Annotated in this window: 15 protein-coding genes; 3 read left to right on the forward strand and 12 right to left on the reverse strand. The window is 63.1% G+C overall.

The annotated features are described in order from the left end of the window. Positions 1-131: 131 nt before the first annotated feature. From ACIPUB_RS07555 to ACIPUB_RS07610, 12 genes are all read right to left on the reverse strand, one after another. The gene (locus ACIPUB_RS07555) at positions 132-1,121 is read right to left on the reverse strand and encodes a GNAT family N-acetyltransferase (RefSeq protein WP_407606826.1); all 990 of its coding nucleotides are present in this window, start codon (positions 1,119-1,121) and stop codon (positions 132-134) included. A gap of 43 nt (positions 1,122-1,164) precedes the next feature. Then, positions 1,165-1,971, reverse strand: a complete 807-nt coding sequence (locus tag ACIPUB_RS07560) for a polysaccharide deacetylase family protein (protein WP_407606827.1) — start codon at positions 1,969-1,971, stop codon at positions 1,165-1,167. Further along, the gene (locus tag ACIPUB_RS07565; protein ID WP_407606828.1) at positions 1,968-3,509 is read right to left on the reverse strand and encodes a glycosyltransferase family 2 protein; all 1,542 of its coding nucleotides are present in this window, start codon (positions 3,507-3,509) and stop codon (positions 1,968-1,970) included. Before ACIPUB_RS07565 ends, ACIPUB_RS07560 begins: the two co-directional genes overlap by 4 nt. Before the next feature lie 436 nt (positions 3,510-3,945). Next, a complete protein-coding gene (locus ACIPUB_RS07570) occupies positions 3,946-4,905 on the reverse strand; it encodes a glycosyltransferase family 2 protein (protein WP_407606829.1) in 960 nt (319 codons plus the stop codon). Next, on the reverse strand, positions 4,902-5,669 hold the full coding sequence (locus ACIPUB_RS07575; RefSeq protein WP_407606830.1) for a glycosyltransferase family 2 protein: 768 nt from the start codon (positions 5,667-5,669) through the stop codon (positions 4,902-4,904). The genes ACIPUB_RS07570 and ACIPUB_RS07575 overlap by 4 nt, the downstream gene beginning before the upstream one ends. 949 nt (positions 5,670-6,618) lie before the next feature. Further along, positions 6,619-9,261, reverse strand: coding sequence for a LuxR C-terminal-related transcriptional regulator (locus tag ACIPUB_RS07580; protein WP_407606831.1), 2,643 nt, complete (start codon positions 9,259-9,261; stop codon positions 6,619-6,621). Beyond that, positions 9,258-11,336, reverse strand: coding sequence for a response regulator transcription factor (locus ACIPUB_RS07585; protein WP_407606832.1), 2,079 nt, complete (start codon positions 11,334-11,336; stop codon positions 9,258-9,260). Before ACIPUB_RS07585 ends, ACIPUB_RS07580 begins: the two co-directional genes overlap by 4 nt. Before the next feature lie 600 nt (positions 11,337-11,936). After that, positions 11,937-13,745 (reverse strand): ATP-binding cassette domain-containing protein, encoded by a 1,809-nt coding sequence (locus ACIPUB_RS07590; RefSeq protein WP_407606833.1) that lies wholly within the window; start codon positions 13,743-13,745, stop codon positions 11,937-11,939. A gap of 18 nt (positions 13,746-13,763) precedes the next feature. Next, positions 13,764-14,705, reverse strand: coding sequence for a 4-(cytidine 5'-diphospho)-2-C-methyl-D-erythritol kinase (locus tag ACIPUB_RS07595; protein WP_302262762.1), 942 nt, complete (start codon positions 14,703-14,705; stop codon positions 13,764-13,766). Beyond that, the gene (rsmA, locus tag ACIPUB_RS07600; RefSeq protein WP_407606834.1) at positions 14,702-15,583 is read right to left on the reverse strand and encodes a 16S rRNA (adenine(1518)-N(6)/adenine(1519)-N(6))-dimethyltransferase RsmA; all 882 of its coding nucleotides are present in this window, start codon (positions 15,581-15,583) and stop codon (positions 14,702-14,704) included. The genes ACIPUB_RS07595 and rsmA overlap by 4 nt, the downstream gene beginning before the upstream one ends. A gap of 181 nt (positions 15,584-15,764) precedes the next feature. After that, complete coding sequence (locus ACIPUB_RS07605; RefSeq protein WP_407606835.1) at positions 15,765-16,880, reverse strand: transglycosylase family protein; 1,116 nt, start codon at positions 16,878-16,880, stop codon at positions 15,765-15,767. Between the two features lie 320 nt (positions 16,881-17,200). Continuing rightward, positions 17,201-18,160: a TatD family hydrolase gene (locus ACIPUB_RS07610; RefSeq protein ID WP_407606836.1), complete on the reverse strand. Its 960-nt coding sequence runs from the start codon at positions 18,158-18,160 to the stop codon at positions 17,201-17,203. A gap of 184 nt (positions 18,161-18,344) precedes the next feature. On the opposite strand from ACIPUB_RS07610, the gene ACIPUB_RS07615 reads away from it, so the two are divergent. The 3 genes from ACIPUB_RS07615 to ACIPUB_RS07625 are packed head-to-tail and all read left to right on the forward strand — an operon-like array spanning position 18,345 to position 23,224. After that, positions 18,345-19,325: an AAA family ATPase gene (locus ACIPUB_RS07615; RefSeq protein WP_407606837.1), complete on the forward strand. Its 981-nt coding sequence runs from the start codon at positions 18,345-18,347 to the stop codon at positions 19,323-19,325. A gap of 33 nt (positions 19,326-19,358) precedes the next feature. Further along, a complete protein-coding gene (locus tag ACIPUB_RS07620) occupies positions 19,359-20,783 on the forward strand; it encodes a DUF58 domain-containing protein (RefSeq protein WP_407606838.1) in 1,425 nt (474 codons plus the stop codon). Further along, on the forward strand, positions 20,780-23,224 hold the full coding sequence (locus tag ACIPUB_RS07625; protein ID WP_407606839.1) for a DUF3488 and DUF4129 domain-containing transglutaminase family protein: 2,445 nt from the start codon (positions 20,780-20,782) through the stop codon (positions 23,222-23,224). Before ACIPUB_RS07620 ends, ACIPUB_RS07625 begins: the two co-directional genes overlap by 4 nt. Positions 23,225-23,287: the final 63 nt, after the last annotated feature.

A 23,287-nucleotide genomic window follows, 5' to 3' on the forward strand; every position in this document is an offset into this window, starting at 1 on the left:
TTCCTGTCGTTCCGACCGCCGAGGCAAGCGGCGAAAAATCCGTGTCAAGGATTTGATGGCGGGTGCTGGTGGCCAATGAGAAAACCAGGGACAGTGCAATTGCAGCACCTATCGCCGCTCCCCAGATCCTGTTAAACATCGCGGAATCCCAGCAGGCGTTTTACGAGTCCGCGTATGGCGGCATCTGCGCGGGTCCACGGCAGGCGGTCCAACCGCAACTCGGCATAGTCGTAGGCAACTGCTCCCAGCTTCTCCTTGAACTGCGCCAGGGCCTCCGATTCGCCGGACTCCCCCATGTGGTACGTGGTGCACCCCAATTCACAGGCACGCTCCATGTTTTTCCACTGCACCAAATACCCCGCGCCGCTCTTGCCCACACGCTCGCGGTCCATGGCACCGAGCGTGTAATGGGCGGTACCGGCCAACATGACAATCGAGCCGGCCGCGGGCTTGCCGTCTACGTATGCGATCGTCACCTGGTACCCACTGCCCAGGTGTCGGGCCAGCAATTGCAATTTACTCAGGGGGTCACGCCGTTTGGCGCGGACATGAGCCAACGCCCGCGGCTCATGTTGTTGCCCGGCCCACCGGTCAATCGACAGAAGGTACAGGGCATAGAAGTCTCGCAGGAGTGCATCGGTGTGGCCCATCTCGATGCGCACGCCTTCACGCTCGGCTATGCGGACGTGGCGGCGCGAGGACTGGGACATGCCCTTCCAGACGTTTTCGGCACCGCCACTGAGGTCCACTGCGTGGGCACGACGCGGGATGGCGAGCACCCCCTCATCAACGGCACCGGCCCAGGCCTGCCATTTCTTCGGATCCGGCCAGATGCCTATGCGCTGTAGACGAAGTTTACGCAGGTCCTGCAGGATCGCCCGAGTCGTTTCTGCATCCGCTTCGGCCCCTACCAGGCCGCCGACTCCCCAGCCCGGCGGGTAGGACTGAAGCCATCCGCCCAGTCCGGCAAGACCTCGACGTTGGACCAGCGGAAGCAGGAATTCGCGGCCGTCGGCAAAGCTGTAGAGCCTGCTGGCGTCCCGGTAGCGGCCGCCGGAAGTCAGCGCATCGACCCACTCGGGGGCGTGGTCGGGTAGCGCCTCCTGGTCGGCGTCCAGCATGCTTCGCCATTTTTTCCGGGGGACGGGTGATACCACCACTGGTTCAAGCATGGGATCCCCGCCTCGTCTTTGACGCACGGAACCGGCGCACCTGCCGCCAGACGTGGGTACGCCAGCGTTCTTGTGGGCGGGCCCGTTTCACGGCCGTGCCTGCCAACACCGCTTCAAGGTGTTCCACGCTGCAATCGGCCATCACCGTATACCGGGCCAGGGCGAATGGGTCGTCCTGCGGATGACTCAGTGCGTTGCGCACGGCCGCTGCCGAGGAGTACCCGGCCTCGATGACCATTTGCCTGACTACCTTGTCGTGATAACCGTGCGGGTAGGCGAAGGTGTCCACCGGCCGCTCGATCAGCTCTTCCAGGGCCTTTTTGCTTCCGGCGATTTCCCGGGATGCGGCTTCCCGTCCTATGCAGTCAAGTTGCGGGTGGGTCACGCTGTGCGCACCCATCTCGACGCCGTCACGGGCAAGCTCCCGGATGGCCGGGCCGTCAAGCATGGGCAATTCCCCGGCGCCCACCGACCCAAGCCATTCGCTGCGGCCGCCGACCACTCCCGTTGTCACATACAAGGTGGCGGGCAATCCGCGATGCTTCAACACCGGCCAGGCATTCGAGGCGAAATCGGCGAATCCGTCATCGAAGGTCACCGCCACGCTCCGAGGCGGCACTTCGGCACCCGATCGGATCAGGTTGACCACTTCGCCGACGGACAGCCCCGTGTACCCGAGCCTGAGCAGCGCATCCATGTGGTCGGCGAATAGCTTGCATGTCACTGCCCAGGGGCTGAAGCCCACGGGTGTATCGTCCTGGACGGAATGGTAGAGCAGGATCGGGATTACCGCGTTCATGGTGTTCCCCCCGCAGCGATCTGGCGCTTCAGGTGGCGTCGGCTTCGCAGATACCTCCAGGGCCCGGACAGGAGGCCGCGCCGGTGTTCGCGCAGCAGATCCCTTGGATAGGGCGGAAGACCGGCGACGACAGGCGGGTTCATGATGTTGGTTGCGCGCGACCGCAGGATTGAGGCATTCCCGGCAAATGCGAGCACCATGCGCGGGTCGTGCATGAGACAGCGCATCAGGTGCGCCCCCAGTCCGGCACCGTATCCGTAGACCTGGCGGCGCAGCGCCGCATAGTCTCGGTGGTGCGGATGCAAAACGATCGCGGCCGGTTCATAAACGAGCCGGTTCCCCGAAGCCAGGACGTCATGGAATGCCGCCAAGTCGTCGCCGCCCATCGCCACGGTTCCGGTGCCCAGGGCGGCTTCGAACCCCCCGGCATTTTGCAGGTACCGTGTCTGGAACGCCATGTTGGCCCCGGATCCGCATGCTCCGGAGGTGTACGGCATCAGGGGAAACTCTGCATTGCCCCGGGTGCCGTCGAAGACGCGCCTGTGCAGGCCCTTGTCATAGGTCATGTTGCCTTCCACCCATTGTTGCGGAAGGGTGTCAAGCTCACGCGGAGCGATCATGCCGGTGACACAGACCGCGGACGGATCTTCGGCGAAGACCTTCACCAGGCGTTCGAGCCAGCGGCGGTCGGCCAGGACATCGTCGTCGGTGAAGGCGACGACGTCCGTGGCGATGTGCGGCATTGCGGCATTGTGCGCGTGGGCGAGTCCCGGTCTGTCTTCGCGCACATAGACCAACCGCGGGTCTTGACGGGTGCGCAGTGCCATGAGTTCGGCGGTGCGCTCGTCCGACGGCGCGTTGTCCACAACGACGATCCGCTCGGCCGTCAGGGTTCCGGACTCAATCGAAGCCAGGCACTCCACCAGCTGCTCGGGGCGATTGCGCGTCGCGAGGACAACGGTGACCGAGGGGTAGACGTTCGGGTTGGACGAGGTGGATCGATCGGCGCCGGCAGCTTCGGGCCATGCTCTCGCGGCCAAATGCTGACGGACCACAGCCGGGGTGACGGTTTCATGCTCGGCCAGTTGGAAGCTCAGCTTGGACACTGGGTCGCCGTCCCTGGTGAGCAGGCACTGCACTTTCCGGTACCTGGCTCCGGATTCAAGCGCATCCAGCGTTGCCGATGGGTTCTTCAGGTCGATGATCAACGGCAGCACCGGCAGGACCATCCCGATCCCTGCGGACCTCCCGCCAGACTTCCGTATCTTGAAATGGCTGGTGGTCGCCAACGCCATTCCGGCCAACACGCTCGCGAACAACGCATTGGCTGCCGCTCTACCGATTTCAGCCGTACCGGGTTGCGCGCCGACCTGCGTGCCTCTTCGAGGCCATTTCAACCCTTGACGGTTGACTCGATCCCGCATCACACGGGAACCGACAGTGATAAGACCAAGACCCCGCGCAAGATGTTCAGGTTGTCCCTGGTAGCCCGGTAAAATTTTCGGGCTCGTTTTCGACTTCATGCTTTCTTCCCCCAAGTTCGACCGCCTGGATCCAGCTCCCAAAGCTGTTTCGTGGCAGGGTGCTCATTAAAGAATTGCTGATCCGCTTGGCGTAATCGCGGAAAGACCTCCCTCTGCGCGGCAAGAAGCATCGCATGGACCGGTCATGTGTCCCGTCGGTGTCGGCGCGGCTGTTCCGCCATGAAATGGGCCCGGGATCGAAGCCGTTGTTTCCGGGCATCGTGTCGCCCGCCATTGAATCAAGATAACCACAGCCGCCCCCAGTGGTGGTTTTAGGTGGCGAAGACTTGTTCGCCGTTGAAACAGCACCTTACGCCTTGACAGGCAAATTTTGAAGAGCGGTTGGACTATTTGGCAATCGCGAGACTCTAGGTCACCTCGGTTGCACATCAGCATCATCGTCGTTGTCGCACACGGTCTGACGATGCGCCGGCCACACGTTGCAGGACAACTATGCGACATTCCTGACAGGTTCCGGGACAAGCAAGCCACGCGCATAACCTACACATGTCGCCAGGAGCCCACCTACGATCGCTAGGGACATTCCCAACGGCCTAAGCGAACGGTTCCTCAACGCCGTTCCAATGCCCTGGCTGAACCCGGCAGGCAGAACGGTTAATACGTAGGATTTTTCCGTGTGCAGACTTTCCGCGTGCTCGTTGATCCGGGCGGATTGACGCCTGACTATGACTGACTTGCTCACTCCCTCCCAATAGCAGCGCCTCATGAAGTAAGCCATCCGGTGACGTTCCAGGGTGACCCGGTGATTCACCACAGCCTTGCGGCAAAGCACCACCCGATGGTTTGCCGAATGTTGCCTGATGCGCATGGATAGCTCGGTTTCTTCGCCGCCGACAGGTTTGGCACCGATCCTTCCAAGTCCGGACGAAAAGCCACCGCTGTCGACTATGCTCGCCCGTCTAAATCCCATGGATGATCCAATAGGGTTCCTGATGTAATCGCCATCCGCGGGAAGCCCGACATAGCTGCAACCGACAACCCACAGGAACTCTTCGGGAAACCAGGATGGCCGTTGTCCTGCATCCCATTTAGGCAGCGCCATTCCGCCGACTCCGACCACGTGGGAATGAATAAACGGCTCGCTCATGTACTGGACCCATTGCGTGTCCGCAACGGCATCGTCATCAAGAAAAAGGACGATTTCTCCCGATGCCCTGGCGACTCCCGAGTTCCTCGCCCCCGAGAGCCCTTTGGCTTCAGTGTTCGCGACCACCACTGCATCCGAGAATTGCTCCCGTGCCCGCTCCAATAATCGTGGATTGTAGTCAATCACGATGATCACTTCTGCTGGATCCATCGACTGGCAGGCCAGTGAAGCCCTGGCCCTGACCAAGTCGTTCCAGCGTGATTCCGTAAATGCACAAATGACAACAGAAACTAGACGTTTCATTCCTGGCCTAGGCCTCTCCGGTACCCGGTGTTCCCAGCTGTTCGGGCTTTCCAAGACGAATCGGAGACGCCCGCTGACTGCGCGACAGACATTCTTTCGACAATCAAGGTGCGCAGACAGCGGCCACCGTCCCGGAAGGTGTTTAGGTTACTTTCACCGTTGAGCCGATCCGCCTCGAAGCTTGGAACTTCTGCGATCCTCAGTCCCGCCTTGACTGCACGAATGCTCATCATCGTTTCGATCTCAAAGCCGTCACCCCAAACATGGCCAAGAGACGAGTTGAAAGGATCCGGGAAGTCGAATGCCTCCACGCTTTCCTTTGTCATGGCGTTGAACCCGTAGCAGAGGTCTGTGTAGGCGGTTCTGAAGAAAGCGTTGGCGATGCCATTCAGGAAATGATTCCCCAAAGTCCGAAGTCTCGTGATATCAGTGCTTCCGCCTCCCGGGAGGAACCGGCTGCCCCTGACATATTCCGCGCCGTCGTCCATGGCCGAAAGAAAAGCCGCAATTTCGGATGGGTCCATGGAACCATCCGCATCGATGGCCACGATCCGTTCACAACTCGCCGAAGCGAAACCTGCGACGAGGGCGTTGCCTTTGCCCTTTCGAGCTTGTTGAATCACCACGATGTCAGGAATGACGTCCCGAGCAACCCCCACTGTTCCGTCGGTCGATCCTCCATCGACGAGAATGAACTCATCTATTCCAGGCGGCAACGCCTCGAGCACTTGGCCCACGTTTAGTTCTTCATTGAATGTGGGCACGACAAGCGAAACGCTTGCACCACCTTGTGAACCGCGCATCTAAATTACCCCCAAGTAGTTTAGGAAAGTTGCATCCCAAAAATGTGGATGCGGTGTCGCATTGTCCGATCAATAGCGACGCAAACGCGCAGTATCCCCATCGCGGCGACGGGGCATTCTGTGAGCGCTGTAAGCCCAAGGCTAGGCACCAAGAAGGGGTCGGACACGCGTAAAAAGCACTCTAGTGTGGGCGTTTTCCCCGGCGTTTCACCTAGCCCACTACTCACTTTCGAAGTAGGTAGACTGCTCCCCGGATCCGTACAGGACGAAGGTAGGGCGTACGCCGATCTGGGCGCCCGTCAAGCCCAAAAGGTTGCTCCCCATCCAAGGATGGGGAGCAACCTTGTGGTACGTGATCTTGGACATCGTGCCTTGTAGCGAGTGAGTGCGTGTAGGAATCGACATCAGCCTTCGCCGACCGCTCGAGACCAATTAGCGAAGATTGACGGGCGACGAGCTTTTGCCTTGAACTGCTTAACGGTTGGTAGCAACATGTGTTGTCCGGAACCGGGTTCCGGACAATATCCGGCAGAGGTCCAACGGCATGCCGGGCAAGCCCTCCCGCATGTTTTCTCCGATTAAGGTGACTCTTCCGTGGGACAAGGAGCCGGCGGCTGCTGGGGGGTCGATCGCCCAAGATGGACAATCGCCAACCGCCGACTCCAGTCCTGAATACGCAGGCGGTTTACGCTAACGCCTGCCTATACCCGGCGTATTATTCGAATGGAAATCGCGAATCCAGTGCACGTAATTCGATCCACCAACCAATATTCTTCCCCGGGCTAATTCAAAGAATAGTCAGCGAATGGGGGGATAACCACGCGTATTGGATACCTTATTGTTGACCGGAGACTACGCGAACTTGGCGATCGTCCACTCGAATTTCCACCAACTCCAGTGGTTGCTGATCCTAACCAAGGTTGCCTAGTTCCGCGCGTCCACTGATCCCTAGCTTTGCGAAGATCCGGTAGAGGTGTCCCTCGACTGTGCGTTGCGAAACCGTCAGGCTTTGTGCAATTTCCCTGTTGCTTTTCCCCTGGCCGACCAACTCGATGATCTCCTTTTCACGGCTTGTCACCCCACGTTCATTCATGGCTTCGCTCAACGCTCCCCAGCTCTGGCCACCAAGTTCCGTGACCCACGAAGCCAATTGACGCAGCAGGACCCCACGCTTCCTCTCGTCGATGCCATCGCTGTGGCCACGCAGACACGAAGCAAGAAGTTCGGCTCCAAGACAGGTCTCCCCGCAAGAGAACATCAGCTCAGCTGCACCGACGATGTCCACCAATTGCCCTGAGCGCACCAAGCCCATGGCTTCCGCAAGTGTGCCGTATCGTCGACCCACACCTTCGGAGTTCAGTGTCTCGAGGCGGTCCAGCGCCCGCGGTCGGTCTCGGAGACCATTCGACATTTTCCACAACAAGATCAGCAGGTGGTGTTCTGTCTGACTGCGTTTCTCTGCACGGGCCCGTTCGATAAGTGCGACCATGGCTTCCGGTTCCTCCGGCGACCTCGATAGTTGCCGGTATCCGGTGGCCAACATCAAAACGTCGGGGTCTTCGACGCGACCATTTCCGTGTTCGATAGGGTTTTCGCGACGGTCATGGCCCCCGCCGAACGTGGCACCCTCCATTTGCGATTCTTGGAAACCGTACAACGCCTCGGCCAAGGGGTACAAACCGTCGGGGTCGTAGCTGGCCAATTCCGCCCGGGCTTCGTCCAGGAAATTTCTGGCAAGCGGCCATCGCCCTTGCTGGATAGTTGCAAATGCCGACCAGAAATTGAGCATACCGCTTCTGTCCAGCTGCACTTCCAGTGAGCCGGAGCGTCCCAATTCATTCAGAGCAACGATCGCTGCATAGTCGCCGACAGCAAACAATGATCGCAAGCAAGCTGCCAGTAGGGGGTGAAATTCAGTGTTTTCGGAGGGGTAACCTGCACTCATCGGTTGCAGAGATTCAAGGGCAAGATCGGCAGCTTCTACAAAGCTGCCCATGTCCAGCAGGATTTCGCATATGAGTTCGCGGCAAATGAGCAATTCGGTGCCGTTGTCGTCGCATAATTTTTCACACCGCCTGGCCTTGTCCAGAATTGATCCCAAGTCCGTACGGTCAACAAGCTCGATACGCATTTCAAGAATCTCGATGGCCCGCTGATTCCGGGCAATTTCTCGCGCATCCCCCGGGTCGTCCATTGATTCCAGTCTTGCTGTGCAGCTTTTCCATTCCTGTAGGAGGTGCTGTGTCTGTTCTCGGCTGCCGGCGCTGCGGCGCAAGGCGACGCTTTGCATTAGCTTCATTTCGCGTAGGTGCGCCACATCGGGACATTGCCAACAGAACTTTCCTACCGTTTCCATGGCCTCCTGGTACCTGCGCATACCCATCAAGGCACGCACCTCTTCCCGGGCGAATGCTGGCCTGCTCCCAAGTACATTCGAGTGTTGACACAAGCGCCAAGCCGTCGGGAAATCCAGCTGGTTATTGGCCAACGTGGTTGCTTCAAGGACAAGCCGGGTTTCAAGGTGTCTGCCGTTTTCACATGCCCACAACACGGACTGGGACAGACTGCCATGGTCGACTGAGCGCTGGATGACCCGCTCCATCAGTTGCAAGTTGCGCCCGGGCGGGATGAGATCCCGAAGGATCTGGGTATGAATAGGCGCCGCAATTTCTACCCGAGACTCGGCAACTTGCCTCACCAGTCCGGCGTCGATTAGCCTGCCGACGTCCGCACCAGTGTACTTCGCCAAGAACGTGACCTCTTCTGCTCCGCCCAGGGCCAGTATTTCCAGCGCCGTCGCATCAGCGGAGTCGAGACGTTGTTGAATTCGAATGACTGCATCGGCCAGATGCACGTCCAGATTGATCCGCGATTGCTTGAGGACATACCTGCCCCGTGATTCAACAAGGATCTCCTGTTGTTTGGCAGAACGCAGGAAAGCTCCTACGAGCATTTCGTTGCCGCCACAGGCTGCGGCGATAACCCGCGCAGAGGCTGTGGTCGGCAACCGTCCGAGTTCTTCCTGGCAGTAGTCTGCGACGTCACGGTCGGAGAACCTCCCCAGGATGATCCTGGCCAGTCGCGCTCCAAGCTCACTCCCCGCCACCACACGCTCGCTGTGTCCCTGCCCCACTGTCATCAAAATCAACTTGATACAGCCAGCCGATGCCAGCTGTGTCAGGACAAAGGCACTCGCCTCATCCAGGTGTTCGGCCTCTTCCACCATCACGATTGTCTTTCCGCCCGGGTTCGGTGAATGCAAGAGGTTCCATACGTGTTTCAGGACTCCTGATTCTGTCAGGGGTTCAGTGAAGTCGACCAATAGTGGTGACAAGCTCCCGAAACTGCTTTCGCCGAGCACGGCAGAACAAAGCAATCGAACCGCCTCCAGCTTTTCTCCTCTCAGCACGCTGTCCACCAACGATGATTTTTCGCATCCAATCGGTCCGGAGAGCACTACACCCGTTGATGCAGGATCTGTCAATATTTTTGCCAGTTCCCGGCGTGCCGCCGGCCTGGCACGATCGGGAACTTCCCGCTCCGCCCCGCTCATGACGCGACACGGTTATTGAGACCCAAGGACCCGACCAAGGAGCTAAGTTCACGCCGTCCACCCAGGGACAGTTTCGAATAGATTTGATAGAGATGCCCCTCAACCGTGCGGATCGAGACACCGGCGTCATCGGCAATTTGCTGGTTGTTCATTCCTTGCGCCGCAGCCGAGGCCACCATTTTTTCGCGGTTGGTTAGCATTTGAAGCACCTCGGATTCTTGACCCGGGAATTGATCATTGCCTGAGGTGGGATGGGCCCCGTTTCCCCTGCGCTTGCGCTTGACGAAACCTGCAACTGCGGTCTTCCCTGCCGCCGAGATTGAATCAAGGAAACGGTTTGACTCCGGCAAGGCGTAAACCACAAAACCCGCTTCCACCAACTTTTCGATACCGGCCAGCGTTGACGATTCGTGTCCGTTTTCCCAGCCCGCATATATGAGTGCGAATGCCCGCCCGACTGTCGTCGTCGTTTGCGGAGAAAGCCGCCGAGGTCGGACGCTTGGCTGAAGCCCGTTCCGCAAAGCAGCTAGCATGCAAAGGATCTTTCCGTTGCCAGTCCCCAGGAGCTGGCTCTCCCCCATGTTCCGCCCTATAGAGGAGCTGGTTCCAACCGAAGACAGCAACTCTGTAAACCACCAGCGTGCTGTTTCCCAGCTTCTGTCGAAAGGCATCCTGGCGTGTTCGGCAACGCGGCCAGATTCACTCGCGTAGCCAAGCATGGCCCGGGTTATCCAAAGATCGTAGTCATGCCCTGATACCTGAAGTTGGGCAAGCGACGATTCCAGTACGGGAAGTGCAATACTCAGGCGACCTGCGGTTACGTCCAAAATGGTTTCGGCGATGACAACGGCTTCGAACAGTTCTGCAGGCAGTTCATCGAGGTAGCGAGTGATGATGCTGGCTATGGATTGCTCCGCGATTTCGAGTTCGCCGTCCAAGAGACTGTTCCGCAGCACGTCGAGGAGTCGACACAGGTTCCTTGACGGTGGGGTATTTGTGGGGGTCTGTTCGCACCATGGCCTTCCCTGCCCTGAAATGAAAGCAAAGAAGTTGCCCTTGTCGCTGATTGAATGACCAACCGCGGCCACGTGGCTTTCGCTTCCAAGGGATTCCTGGAGAAACGTGGAGCTGTGCGTGACCTGCTCGAGTGACTGGCCGATTCTTCTAACAAATCCAGAGCTGATGAGGTGGTCGACGTCTCTTAGTCGATCCCGATTCAGCCCCACGAGCCTTATCGTTCCATGTCTCGCAAGTTTCTGGAGAAAGCGCCTCTCGGAGTGACTTAGCATTGACATTTGGGCCCAGGCCAACGCTTCCACGCGGCCGCCCCGCGGCCATGCCCCGGGGAGCAAAACGAGGTGCTCCCCCTGGAGGCACAGCTTGCCATTCGTTAGCGCCTCACGAGCGAGCGCCACCAAAAAGCCCATGTTTCCATGCGCGCGATGCCAAAGGGCGCCCGTTGTCAGAGGGGTTGGGACGGCATTGAACTCTTTGATGAGAACCCGATGCACTTCGTCAAGACCCAACGGCTCAAAGCATATTTCGGTACACCCTGCTCTGCCGGTGATAGGTAGGAATTCAGGGGGCATGATTTCACCGTGCACCATCAGCAGTATGACCAACGCGCTACGGCTGAATGCCATTTGGGCCAGCGCATCCTTGGATTGACGGTCCAACAGCTGAGGATACTGAACGACAACCACTGGCCGATGAGGGTTTCGCCTGGCAATGGCCCGCATGATTCCCGTCAAGCCGAGCTGTTCGATTTCTGCGACATCGGCCAGCAGGAACGCCAACGCACCGAAGCCCATTTTTTGTGCATATACCGTTCCGATGACATGAATCGGCTCGCGCGAGGCATCCACTGCCTTGATCGCCTGGGCCACCAAATCCACACGGTCGTCAGCATGGCTTCCAGTCAACACCACTGACATTGAGCTGTTGTCTGTGATGGCGTCCTTGATCAGATCCAAATAGTGCTCACGCGTTCGTCCTCCCCAGGACGTCCCGCTGTTTTTTTCCCCTGTACCGTTGGCGGTGCCCAATAAATCAGGACGCCAAGCAAGATCCAACATCGTTATTCACCTGTTCCCCAACTACCGGCAAAAAATGCGTGTGCCCGTCCCCAAGACAGTCTCATGCAACTTGCAAGCCATCCTACGGCGACTTGGCCAAGTAATCACCAGTTTCAAACATTTTCATTCCCTTTTGTGCAGACTTTCCACGTGGGTCCCCCGCGTGTCTCATGTCAATGGGGATGAACCACTTGGTGACGGAACCAGCAAAACGTCTTCAGTTCGGCCTGCGACTTTATATCCAGGCGCTGATGGATCTGGTGTAGGTGGCCCTGAACATTGCGAACCTTCTGTGCAACCGTTCGGAGGTTAGGCGACTGGTAGAGCCGGTGGCGGCCTCACTGGCTGTGGCCCCGTCAAGAAGGCCCACGCCATCGAATAGTTCGGTTTCAACCTCGCCTAGGCAAGCCGGTTAATCCCGGCCACATCCGCCAGTGGCCGTTGTTCCCTTGGTGACGTATGTGGTTCGGAGTGTGAATCGAACCAATCCACGACTTCCGCCCTTCCCCGTTCGGCATTTTTGCCAAACAGGGAAGCGAATTTGTTAGGTCACGTGAGGTTTTCTAGGAGTGGCCGGTAGCGAAGGCGTGGGTCGAACAGTTACTCACCCAAGGTTTCAGCGGCTTCCAACCAAGCCATTTCGAGTTCTTCCTTTTCCATCTCGACTCCCCGCAGGGTGGCATTTAGCGTTGAGACCTCGTCGAATTTCATGGCCTCGGACGCCACCGCCATCTGACCGTGGAGCTTCTCAATGAAGGACTCGAGCTTGTTCATCTGGCGCTCGACGCGGTTCAGCTCCTTGCGGGCCTCGCGCTTCTCGGCCTCGCTCGGGCCGGTGGATTCGGCCACCGCGGCGGGTCCGGACTTGTCCGTGGGCGCTCCGGTGTTACCGCCGCCCTGCGCGCCGGCACGCAGCTCCAGGTATTGGTCGACGCCGCCGGGCAGCCCGCGCAGCTTGCCGTCTCCCAGAAGCGCGACCTGGTGGTCGGTGACGCGTTCGAGCAGGTAGCGGTCGTGGGAGACGACCACGAGGGTGCCGGGCCAGCCGTCGAGCATGTCCTCAATGGCGGCCAAGGTGTCGGTGTCCAGGTCGTTGGTGGGCTCGTCGAGCATCAGCACGTTCGGCTCGCCGATGAGCAGGCGCAGCAGCTGCAGCCGGCGGCGCTCACCGCCGGAGAGCTCCTTGACCGGGGTCCATTGCTTGTCGGTGCCGAAGCCCAGCTGCTCGGCCAGTTGCCCTGCGGAGACTTCCTTGCCGCCGACCTCGAACGACATCCGCTCGGCCTTGATGACCTCGATCAGGCGCATGTCCTTGACCTCGTCGAGCTCCTTGACCTCCTGGGTCAGGATGGCGGTCTTTACGGTCTTGCCGCGCTTGATGAGCCCGGACGTGGGCTCGATCTGGCCGTTGAGCAGTTGCAGCAGCGTGGACTTGCCGGCGCCGTTGACGCCCACAATGCCCACGCGTTCGCCCGGGGCCAGGCGGAAGGTGATGTTGTTGAATAGCGGTTTGCCGGTGCCGAAGTCGAGGGACACATGCTCAAGGTCAAGCACGTCCTTGCCCAGGCGGGCGGTGGCCATCTTGTTCAGTTCCACGGTGTCACGGGCCGCGGGGACGTCGGCAATGAGCGTGTTGGCGGCCTCGATGCGGAACTTGGGCTTGGCGGTGCGGGCCGGGGCGCCGCGGCGCAGCCAGGCCAGTTCCTTCTTGACCAGCTGCTGGCGCTTGGACTCCATCACGGAGGCGGTGCGGTCGCGTTCGGCGCGGGCCAGCACGTAGGCGGCGTAGCCGCCGTCGAACGGGTCCACGGTGCCATCGTGCACTTCCCAGGTCCGCGTGCAGATCTCATCCAGGAACCAGCGGTCGTGGGTGACCACCAGCAGCCCGTTGGCGTTGGCGCGCCAGCGGTCCTTCAGGTGCTTGGCCAGCCAGGCGACGCCCTCGACGTCGAGGTGGTTGGTCGGCTCATCGAGCATGATCACTTCGTGCTCGCCGATGAGCAGCTTGGCCAGGGCGACGCGGCGCTTCTGCCCGCCGGAGAGGGAGTTGACCTCCGCGTGCCAGTCGACCTCGCCGACCAGACCGCCCATGACCTCGCGCACCAGCGGGTTGGAGGCCCATTCGTGGTCGGCTGCCTCACCGACGATGGCTTCCCCGACCGAGAGCGCCCCGTCGAGCACGTCGGACTGGTCCAGATAGGCCACACGGACGTCCCCGCGCTTGGTCACGCGGCCCTCGTCCGGGCTCATGCGGCCGGCCAGCAGGCGCATGAGCGTGGATTTGCCGTCGCCGTTGCGTCCGACCATGCCGATGCGATCCCCGTCCTCCAAGCCCAGGGACAGCGAGTCAAGGACGGTACGGGTGCCGAAGGACATGGAAACGTTTTCGGCGCCGAGCAGGTGGGCCACGGTTTGGTGCTCCTTTTGTTACGGGGATTCGATGACGGTGGGCAGGATGCCGGCGCCGGGGACCGGGCCGTGGACCTGCAGGGTTGCCACGCCCGCTTCGTCGGAAAGCTGGGCGATGATTTCAGCGCCGTGGGGCTGGTCGCGGGCGAGCAGGGCCAGGGTGGGACCGGATCCGGAGACCAGCGCGTGCAGGGCGCCGGCGGCCTCGCCGACGTCGCGCACCACGCCCAGTTCCGGGGCCAGGGCCAGGGCTGCACGGGTCATGTCGTTCACGAGCAGGGGCGCCAACGCGTCCAGGTCCCCGTCCAGCAGTGCCCCGACCATCCGCGGGTCGACCTCGGTGGGGGTTTCGACGACCTCGTTGGCCCGCAACCGGTCGAGCATGCCGTACACGCGCGGGGTGGACAGCCCGTACGAGGCAGGGACCAGCACCCAGTCGGTGCGCGTGCGCAACAACAGCGGGGCCAGCTCGTCGCCCACACCCAGGCCGACGGCGGCGCCGCCCTGCAGGGCGAAAGGCACGTCGGCGCCCAGGCGGGCGCCCAAGCGGGAAAGTTCCTCGCGGGTCAGCCCGGTGCCCCACAGCGCATTGCAAGCCACGAGCGTGGCCGCGGCGTCGGCCGATCCCCCGCCCATGCCGCCGGCAATGGGCACGCGCTTGGTGATGCACAAATCGACCCCGGCGTAGTGTCCGGTGTGTTCGCGCAGCAGCATTGCCGCCTTCACCACGAGGTTTTCCGGACCCAGCGGGAATGATTCCGGATCGGAGACCGCGGTGGAGTCCGGGTGCAGGAAGACCTGGATTTCCTCATCGTCCCGGGCGGTGGCGGCAACGTCCTCATAGAGGGAGACGGCCAGGTACAGACTGGCCACCGAGTGGTAGCCGTCCTCGCGGGGCGGGCCGACCCTGAAGTAGCAATTGATTTTTCCCGGGGCACGGGCAACGACCGATTGGGTCATGGGGCTGCCGGTTCGTTGGCGACCTTTGCCTCGGCAATGGCGGCGAATTCGGCGATGCCGAGCTTTTCCCCGCGGGCCTGCGGGTCGATTCCCGCCGCCAGCAGGGCTGCCTCGGCCAGGGCAGGGGAACCCGCCCAGCCGGCCAGGGCCGCGCGCAGCGTCTTGCGGCGCTGGGCGAAGGCGGCATCGATGACGGCGAAGACCTCGCGCCGGGTGGCTGTGGTCTCAGGAGGGGTACCGCGTTCGAAGCTGACCAGCCCGGAGTTGATCTTGGGTGCGGGCCAGAAGACGTTCATGCCGATGACGCCGGCCTTGCGCATGGTGCCGTACCAGGCGCCCTTGACCGAGGGCACCCCGTAGGTCTTGTTGCCCGGACCGGCTGCCATGCGGTCTGCGACCTCGTCCTGGACCATGACCAACCCGTGCTGCAGCGAGGGGAAATGCTCGAGCAGGTGGAGCACCACGGGCACCGCGACGTTGTAGGGCAGGTTCGCCACCAGGGCGGTGGGCGGGTGTTCAAGCTCGGTGATCTTCAGCGCGTCGGAGAGGATGACGGTGAGGTTCGCTGCCTTCTCCGGGCGGAATTCGGCCGCGGTCCGCGGCAGACGGGCGGCAAGCTTCGGGTCGATTTCCACCGCAACGACGCGGGCGGCGGCATCGAGCAGGCCCAAGGTCAGCGAGCCGAGGCCCGGCCCGACCTCGAGCACGGTCTCGGCCGGATCGAGCTTGGCGGTCGCCACGATGCGCCGGATGGTGTTTCCGTCGATGACGAAGTTCTGCCCCAGGGTCTTGGTGGGGCGCACGTCGAGCTCACCGGCGAGGCGGCGGATCTCGGTGGCACCGAGCAGTGGTGGCGGGGTCGATTCTACGGAAGTCACGTATCAATCCTAGTTCAGGGCCCGTGGGCCGCCGACCGGGGCGTCCGCTGAGGGTGGCTCACGGGGGGTTGTTGCTGCCATAAACAATGGGTCCCGCCCTATCCAGGCGGAACCCATTGTTCATTGTGAAATCATGTGCACCTGTGCGGTGGTGCATCGGGCCGCGGGCCCGGTGTGTCTGCTAGCGCAGGCCCAGCTTGCTGGAGCATGCGGGCCAGTGGCCCCAGCCGCCGCTGCCGCGCAGCACCTCGGCCGTGGCGACCTGCTCGGAAGGCGATGCCTGGTGCGGCAGCGGCGCGTACTTGCCGCCGCCGGCGCCGAGCCAGCTGCTGGCTGAGAACTGCAGTCCGCCGTAGTAGCCGTTGCCGGTGTTGATCGACCAGTTGCCGCCGGACTCGCACTTGGCCAAAGCGGCCCAGGTGCTCGAGACGCTGCCCGAAGTCGTGGGTGCCTTGGTCGCGGGCTTGGGCTTGGGCTTCGGCTTAGGCTTGGTGCCTACGGAAACCTCGGCGTCAACAGCCTTGGTGGTGACCTTGTCGCTGGTCAGCTCGCGCTTGGATTCCTTGCCGTCGCGCAACGTAACGGTGTAGTTGAGCGTGCGTTCGCCGTCCTTGCCCTCTTCGATGGTCTTTTTGGTGCCAACCAGTGCGTCCGAGTCCTTGACGGTGTCGGTGCCGTGTTCTATGGACTCGGTCTCGGTGACGGTCTTGGTCTTGACGCGGACGACCTTCAGTTCCATGTCCTGCACGACGGCGTCCGCGACCTTGGCGTTGATCTCGTCATCCTTGTCCAGGGAGATCTTGGCTTGCTTGAGTGCATCGCCGACGGTCTCGGCGGTGGTGTTCAGCTTCTTGTTCTTGCCATCGGCTGTGATCGAAACGTCCTTGGGAGTGGAAATCTCGATGGTGCTGGCCAGCGAGGCCAGGGCCATTGCGCGGGCCTGCTCGATCTGTGCCTTTTCGGAAACGTTGAGTTGGTCCACGACATCTGCCACGGTCAGTCCGGTGGTGTGCACGACGCGGTCGACGCCGTCGATGCTCACATTGACTTCCTTGTGGCGCTTGATGTCGATAAGGGTTCCCTCGGCGACTGGTGCATCCAGTGCCGGGGAGATTTCGTCGAGCTCACCAAGGGTGATCGACGAGTCCTCCAGGACATCTGACACGGTGGCGGCGCGAGTGGTGATGCTTTGGCTCTCGCCATCGACGGCGACGGCAAGGGTCTTGTTGCCTCCGACGAACATGACCAGACCGAGTATCAACGCGGTCAAAACGGCTGCTTGCGCGCCGATCTTCACCCAACGATTCTTGAGGGCATTCTGCACAGGATTCCAAACTTAGGTCTAACCCGGGCACGGGGGCAGATCGATGCGTACACGGCGGGTGAACGGTTGCTCCCGGCAAAACCGGGCGCAGCCCACCGTGTGCCCATTGATTGGTGCGAGCACAATCCAATTCTTTTCATCTGTCGATGTCGCGTTGCGGTGCGAGGTTACCCTCCGCAGGCAGAATCAAATGCACCCGGGAACCTTCCCCGATCCCGGCTACTAAAAACCAACCGTAACCGAATCGTAATAAGGTCGCAAGCACTTCGTGCTTGCCTTGTGCCCAAAACGGGCTAAAAGTCCCCATAGACACGGTTCGTGTTTGCCGCCAGTGTCCGGCAATATTCCTCCAGCTCCGCACCCACGGTTTCGGCCATGAACCGCACCGTTTGCGGGATCAGGTAACTGGCGTTTGGCCGACCCCTGTAGGGGTGCGGGGTGAGGAACGGAGCATCGGTCTCCACCAACACCAATTCGGGGTTGGCTACCAATAATGCCGCGCGCAGGTCGTGCGAATTCTTGAATGTCACGGTCCCGGAGAAGGACAGGTACCAGCCGTTGGCATTGCAGATCTTGGCCAGTTCGGCATCGCCCGAAAAACAGTGGAATACCACGCGCTCGGGAAGTTCCTCGCTTTCCAGGACGCGCACCACATCGTGATGTGCATCACGATCGTGGATTTGCAGGGCCTTGGAGTGCTCGCGGGCGATGCGGATGTGCTCGCGGAAGGAGCGTTCCTGGGCCGGCCGGCCGGCCTCACCGGTGCGGAAATAGTCCAGCCCGGTTTCCCCCACGGCACGCACGCGGCCATGGGCCGCCAGCTCCTCGATCCGGGCAATCGCGGAATCCAGCTCGCCCGTTGCTGCCAGGCGCGCAGCATCGTTGGGGTGGATCGCCACGGCGGCCAGCACCCGGGGGTCCTCAATTGCTGCGCGGACAGCGAATTCAGAGGATTCAACGTCGCAACCGACTTGGATGACGCCGGGAACGCCCACGGCATTTGCCGCATCCAGCGCCTGGGCGACGGTGACGTGGACCGAGCCGTCGCGGAAGTCCAGGTGCGTATGGTTATCCGGCACGCCAAAGGGCAGCGGGGCCGGCGCCGGCGGGTAGGAGAGGTCGCGCTTCTTGCCCTGTTCGTCCTTGGCATTCCGGATCGGGGCGCCCGACTCCCCCGCTACCGGGGCGGGCAGGTAGGCCCTCGGCACCCCTTGCGTCCTCGAGGTTTGCGCCGTTTGTTCCGCCGTAGACATGGTTGACACGTCCCCTTCACTAGATGCCCCCGGCTTCCCGGGGGCAATGACCACTCGCCCATCCAGCCTACGCGGAAGGAAGAGACGAGTGATTCAGCGTGATGCGCGGCACAACTTTGGCAGTATCGTTGGGATGGAGGGCCTTTACCGCCCACCCAACGGATGCGCTCCAGGAGGACGTTGCATGTCGCTTTCCACCGAGTCCCAGGTTCTGCCCGCCGACGAGTTCGGCCGGGTCTGCGAAGAAGTGCTGGCCGGGATTGCCACGGTAATCGACGGCAAGGCCGAGGTGGCCCGCACCGCGCTGACCGTGTTGCTGGCCCAGGGGCACCTGCTTCTGGAGGACGTGCCGGGGGTCGGGAAGACCATGCTGGCCAAGACCTTGGCCAAGTCAGTTGACTGCACGGTGCACCGCATCCAGTTCACCCCGGACCTGCTTCCCTCGGACGTGACGGGGGTGTCCATCTTCAACCAGGACACCCACGAGTTCCAGTTCCGGCCCGGCCCTGTCTTCGCGCACATCGTGATCGGCGACGAGATCAACCGGGCCAATGCCAAGACCCAGTCCGCGCTGCTTGAATGCATGGAGGAGGGCCAAGTCACCGTCGACGGGATCACCCGCCGGCTGGAGACGCCATTCATGGTCATCGCCACGCAGAACCCCATCGAGCTCGAGGGCACCTTTCCATTGCCCGAGGCCCAGCGCGACAGGTTCATGGCCAAGATCTCCATGGGGTACCCGGACGCAGCCGCCGAGATGGCGATGCTCGAAACCCACCAATCGACCTCGCCGCTCGATGACCTGGCCCCGGTGCTCGACCTGCCCGCGCTGCACATGTTGATCAACACCGTTGCCGCGGTCTATGTCTCCGAACCCGTGAAGGAATACGTCGTGGCCCTGGGACGGGCGACACGCGAGCATTCCGACATCCGCCTGGGCGCTTCCCCGCGCTCCCTGTTGCAATTGCTGCGCGCTGCGAAGGCCGAGGCCGCGCTCAATGCCCGCGACTACGTGCTGCCCGAGGACGTGCGCAACATCGCCGCCAAGGTGCTCGGGCACCGGCTGATCCTGCACCGCCGGGCCGAGGCCGCAGGTGCCAATCCCGAATCCGTCCTCGTGGCAATCCTCAACGCGATACCGGTGCGCGCTGGGGCACGCGGTTAGCGCCGAACGCGAAGAGGCAAGGTGAGGGCAGACATGGGCACCGACACCGGGGAACCCAACGAATTCCGCGAATCCCCTTCCCGCGGCCGCTGGGCAATCGCCGAGCCTCCGGCAACGCTGCGCGAAAAGGTCCACCTGGGATTCCTCACCGCGCGCGGCTGGGGCCTTTTTGCCACCGGGGCGATTGCCCTGCTCGGCGCCTTCCTGCTGGGACGGCGCGAGCTGATGGCGGTGTCCCTTTTCCTCTTGGTGACCCCGCTGTTGGCTGCCTTCCTGTTGCGCTTCGGCAACTCCGCGCTATCGGTGACACGGACCTTCAACCCGCCGCAGGCAACCACGGATTCATCGGTGCGGGTGCGCCTGCACATCACCCATCGGGGGCGTTTCGGTGCATCGATCCCGCTCAGCGACACGCTTCCCGAGGATTTCGGCAAGGGCCCGGAGTTCAACTACCCCTCGCGCACCGCGGTGCAGGGGGCCGGCGGCTCCGGCAGCTGGTACGAATACCGGCTGCGGCCGGCCACGCGCGGCATCTACGCGATCGGGCCGGTGCGCGCGCAGGTTGCCGACGTCTTCGGGCTTGCCGCCCGCCCCGCGGCCCTCGATGCGCCCAGCGCCCTGATTGCCCTGCCGGTGTGCGAGGCGCTGGAGCCCACCGGCATTCCGGGCGAACACGGATCCCACGGCCAGGCCGCTTCAAACCGCCGACTGACCCCCGATTCCTTTGAGGTGATGACCCGCGAGTACCGTCCAGGGGACACAGTGCGGCGCATCCACTGGCCGGCCACGGCCAGGCGCGGCTCGCTGATGGTGCGCCAGGAGGACTATCGGGCCACCCCCAGGGCCGTCATCATGTTGGACCGTTCCCGCGCTGCCTTCCTGTCGCAGGGCGCCGGTTCCGAGCCGTCGCTGCAGATCCCGCAATTCACCTCCGCGCCGAAGGACTCCAGCCGGCGCTTCGAATGGGCTCTGCACGCGGCCCTGGGCGTCGGCTCCTACCTGGCGCAGACGGGGTTCGGCATCGACTTGATCGACCACCGCGGCGATTGCGTCAACGACGTCTCCGCCTCCGGCACCGAGGAAGCCGGCGAGCTGTTTGCAGGTCCCCACGCCACGGCCCGGATGCAGCAGGCACTCGCCGCACTGGCACTTGAGGACTCCGGGGTCCAGCGCCACGAGACGGCCAGGTCCACGCTCGCCGCGGCACTGAAGGAACGCATGCGCGAGCGAGGCGACAGGCTGGTGCTGATCCTGGGCGAACCCACCCCCGAACAGGCAGATGACTGGCTGGAGGTCGTCGGTGCGCGGAGCAAGGTGACGGTGCTGTGCGTGGCCAACCGCGAGGCGCACCTGTTCCCGATCATCTCCCGCTTCCGCCAGGCAGGCTGGTCGGCCGTCGCGGTGAACCCGAAGACCACGCTCACCGAGGCCTGGGCCGGATTGTGGCACCAGTCATGAGCACCGCGACCCTGCCCCGGACCGATACACCGCCCCCGGGTTCACCCCGGCAGGCACCCGACGCAGCCGTGTCCGGCATCCCCGCGGCCGCCTTCGCGGCCCTGGCCACGCTCACGGCAATGCTCGGGGCCACCGCCTCGCTGCATGGGGTGATCAGCGGCTGGGGGTGGATGCTCCAGGTGTTCGTGGTGGTCGCCTGCATCGTGGTGGCCGCCAACCTCGTGCGCTGCCTCTCCCTGCGCCGCTACCTGGGGACCCTGGCCGGGGCAGTGGCGGCGGTGCTGGCGCTGACCTTCCTGTTCTTCTCAAACACCGCCTGGCTGGGCGTCGTGCCGACCGGGGCGACCTACCGCGCCCTGCTGAAGGTCTGGGCCATGGCGAATGAGCAAATGGGCTCCCAGGTGCCGCCGGTGGAAACCACCGGGGTCATCGTCTTCTCCATCTGCGTCTGGGCCGCCGCGGTCGCGCTGGCCGTCGACGCCCTGGCCTTCGAGCTCCGCGCCGCGGCCCTGGCCGGCATCCCGCTGGCACTGCTGCTGTCCATCGCCTCGCTCTTCGAGCCGCACGGTGCGGGCATCATGAGCGTTGCCCTCACCGCCGCGGGCTATTTGCTGGTGCTGGCGGCATCGCGCTGGCAGTCCTCCGGCGCCGGATCGGGCAAGCGCCGCGCCCTGGAACTCGCCGGCCCGCAGGAGGCAACCGGCGGGCGCACCTCCCCCGGGCCGCAGGCCCGCGGGGCGCTGTTGCAGGGGGCAGCCCTCCTGGCCGGCGCCCTCGTCGCGCTGCTGGTGCTGCCCGCTGCCATTCCAGGGTTCTCCAAGGGCATGCTCACCGAGGGCACCCGTCCGTCTTGGGGCAGGATCGCGACCAACATCGACCCGATGATCGCCCTGGGCAACGACCTGCGCAACCGCTCTTCCGGCACCGTGCTGCGCTACTTCACCGATGCGGACTCCCCCACCTACCTGCGGACCTCCGTGATCGGCCAGCTCACCGCCGACCGCTGGCTGCCTGACCCCGAGGCCGGCCGGGTCCCTGCCACCGAGAACCTGGTCACCCGCGCCTTTCCGCGGGCCTTCGAATCGGCCAAGCCCGCCTTTACCCGGGTCATCACCGACAGGTACCGCGGCGCGTGGATGCCGCTGCCCGGAAACGCGATCACGCTCAACGGCCTGGGCGGCAACTGGGGATGGAGCCCGGACACCGGCACCCTGCTGGCCGCCGAGGGCCAGCCGCCGGCGGCCGCCGACTATTCGGTGATGAGCGTGAACCCGGAGATCAGCGCGCAGATGCTCGCCGAGTTGTCCTCCTCGATCCCGCGCGGCTTCTTTGCCGAGGTCGACCCCCAATACCTGCAGCTGCCCGAGGACGTTCCCGGATCCCTGGCAGAAGCCACCGAGGCCGCGGTGGGCGATGTCGCCAGCGACCCCTACGACCAGGCCGTTGCCATCCAGGACTACCTTCGTTCGGCGGCGTTCAGGTACTCGGAACAGACACCGGTCGAAGACGGCTACGACGGCAGCGGGATGGACGTCATCGACGCCTTCCTGCAGGAAAAGGCCGGGTACTGCGTGCATTTCGCCTCCACCATGGCCCTGATGGCCCGCGAGCTGGGCATCCCCAGCCGGTTGGTCACCGGCTACGCCCCCGGCACCCCCACCGGGGTGTCGATCGCCGGGCAGAACGGCTCTGAACTGGACGAGTTCACCGTCAACTCGCGCAACGCCCACGCCTGGCCGGAGCTCTATTTCCCCGGTGCCGGATGGGTCGCGTTCGAGCCGACCCCGGGGCGCGGGATCCCCCCGGCCTACGCACCTGCGCTGCCTGCCCCGGACGTCGACCCGACCCTGAACCCGACCGTGCCCAGCACCTCAAATTCCGCGTCCGCCAGCTCCTCCGAGGCCTCGTCCGGGGCTGCGGAGGCCGCGCGGGGCTCTGGCCCCGGGGCCGGGTCCCCGACGTCGGGCCTGGCGGGCATCCTGCTCGTCGTGCTGCTGGCAGGGGCGGCGCCGTGGATGGTGCGCAGGATCCAGCGCAGTCGACGCATCGCGCGCATGGCCGTGCACGGGCGTGCGGACATCCGCCACGGGAAGGAAACCGGACCGGCGGCTGCCTGGTCCGAACTCGTGGCCCTTGGCCTTGACTTCTCCTGGCCCATGCGACTGGACGAATCGGCCGGGGACTATTCCCGGCGCCTGTCCCGATCCTTCCCCGCTGCCGCCGAATCCCTCGACGTGCTGGCCGGAGCGTATGAACGCCAGCGCTACGCACGCCCCGGCGATGGAGAAGACCCCGCCGCACTGGAAGCGGCCCTCGGCGAGGTGCGGCAGGTCCTGGCGGCCTCGATGGGGGATGGCGAGCGCCTGGGGCGCAGCCTCTGGCCGCGGTCGCTCTTTGCTCCCCGCCCGTTGGGAGCCTCCGGCTACGCCTCGGCCAGGTAGTTTGCCCTGCCCTTTGGCTGGGCCAGGGCGATCCCGCCGGCGGTCCCGAGAGCGGCATCGCCA

The sequence above is a fragment of the Paeniglutamicibacter sp. ORCA_105 genome (genome assembly GCF_045798545.1).
GTDB classification, from domain to species: Bacteria; Actinomycetota; Actinomycetes; order Actinomycetales; family Micrococcaceae; genus Paeniglutamicibacter; species Paeniglutamicibacter sulfureus.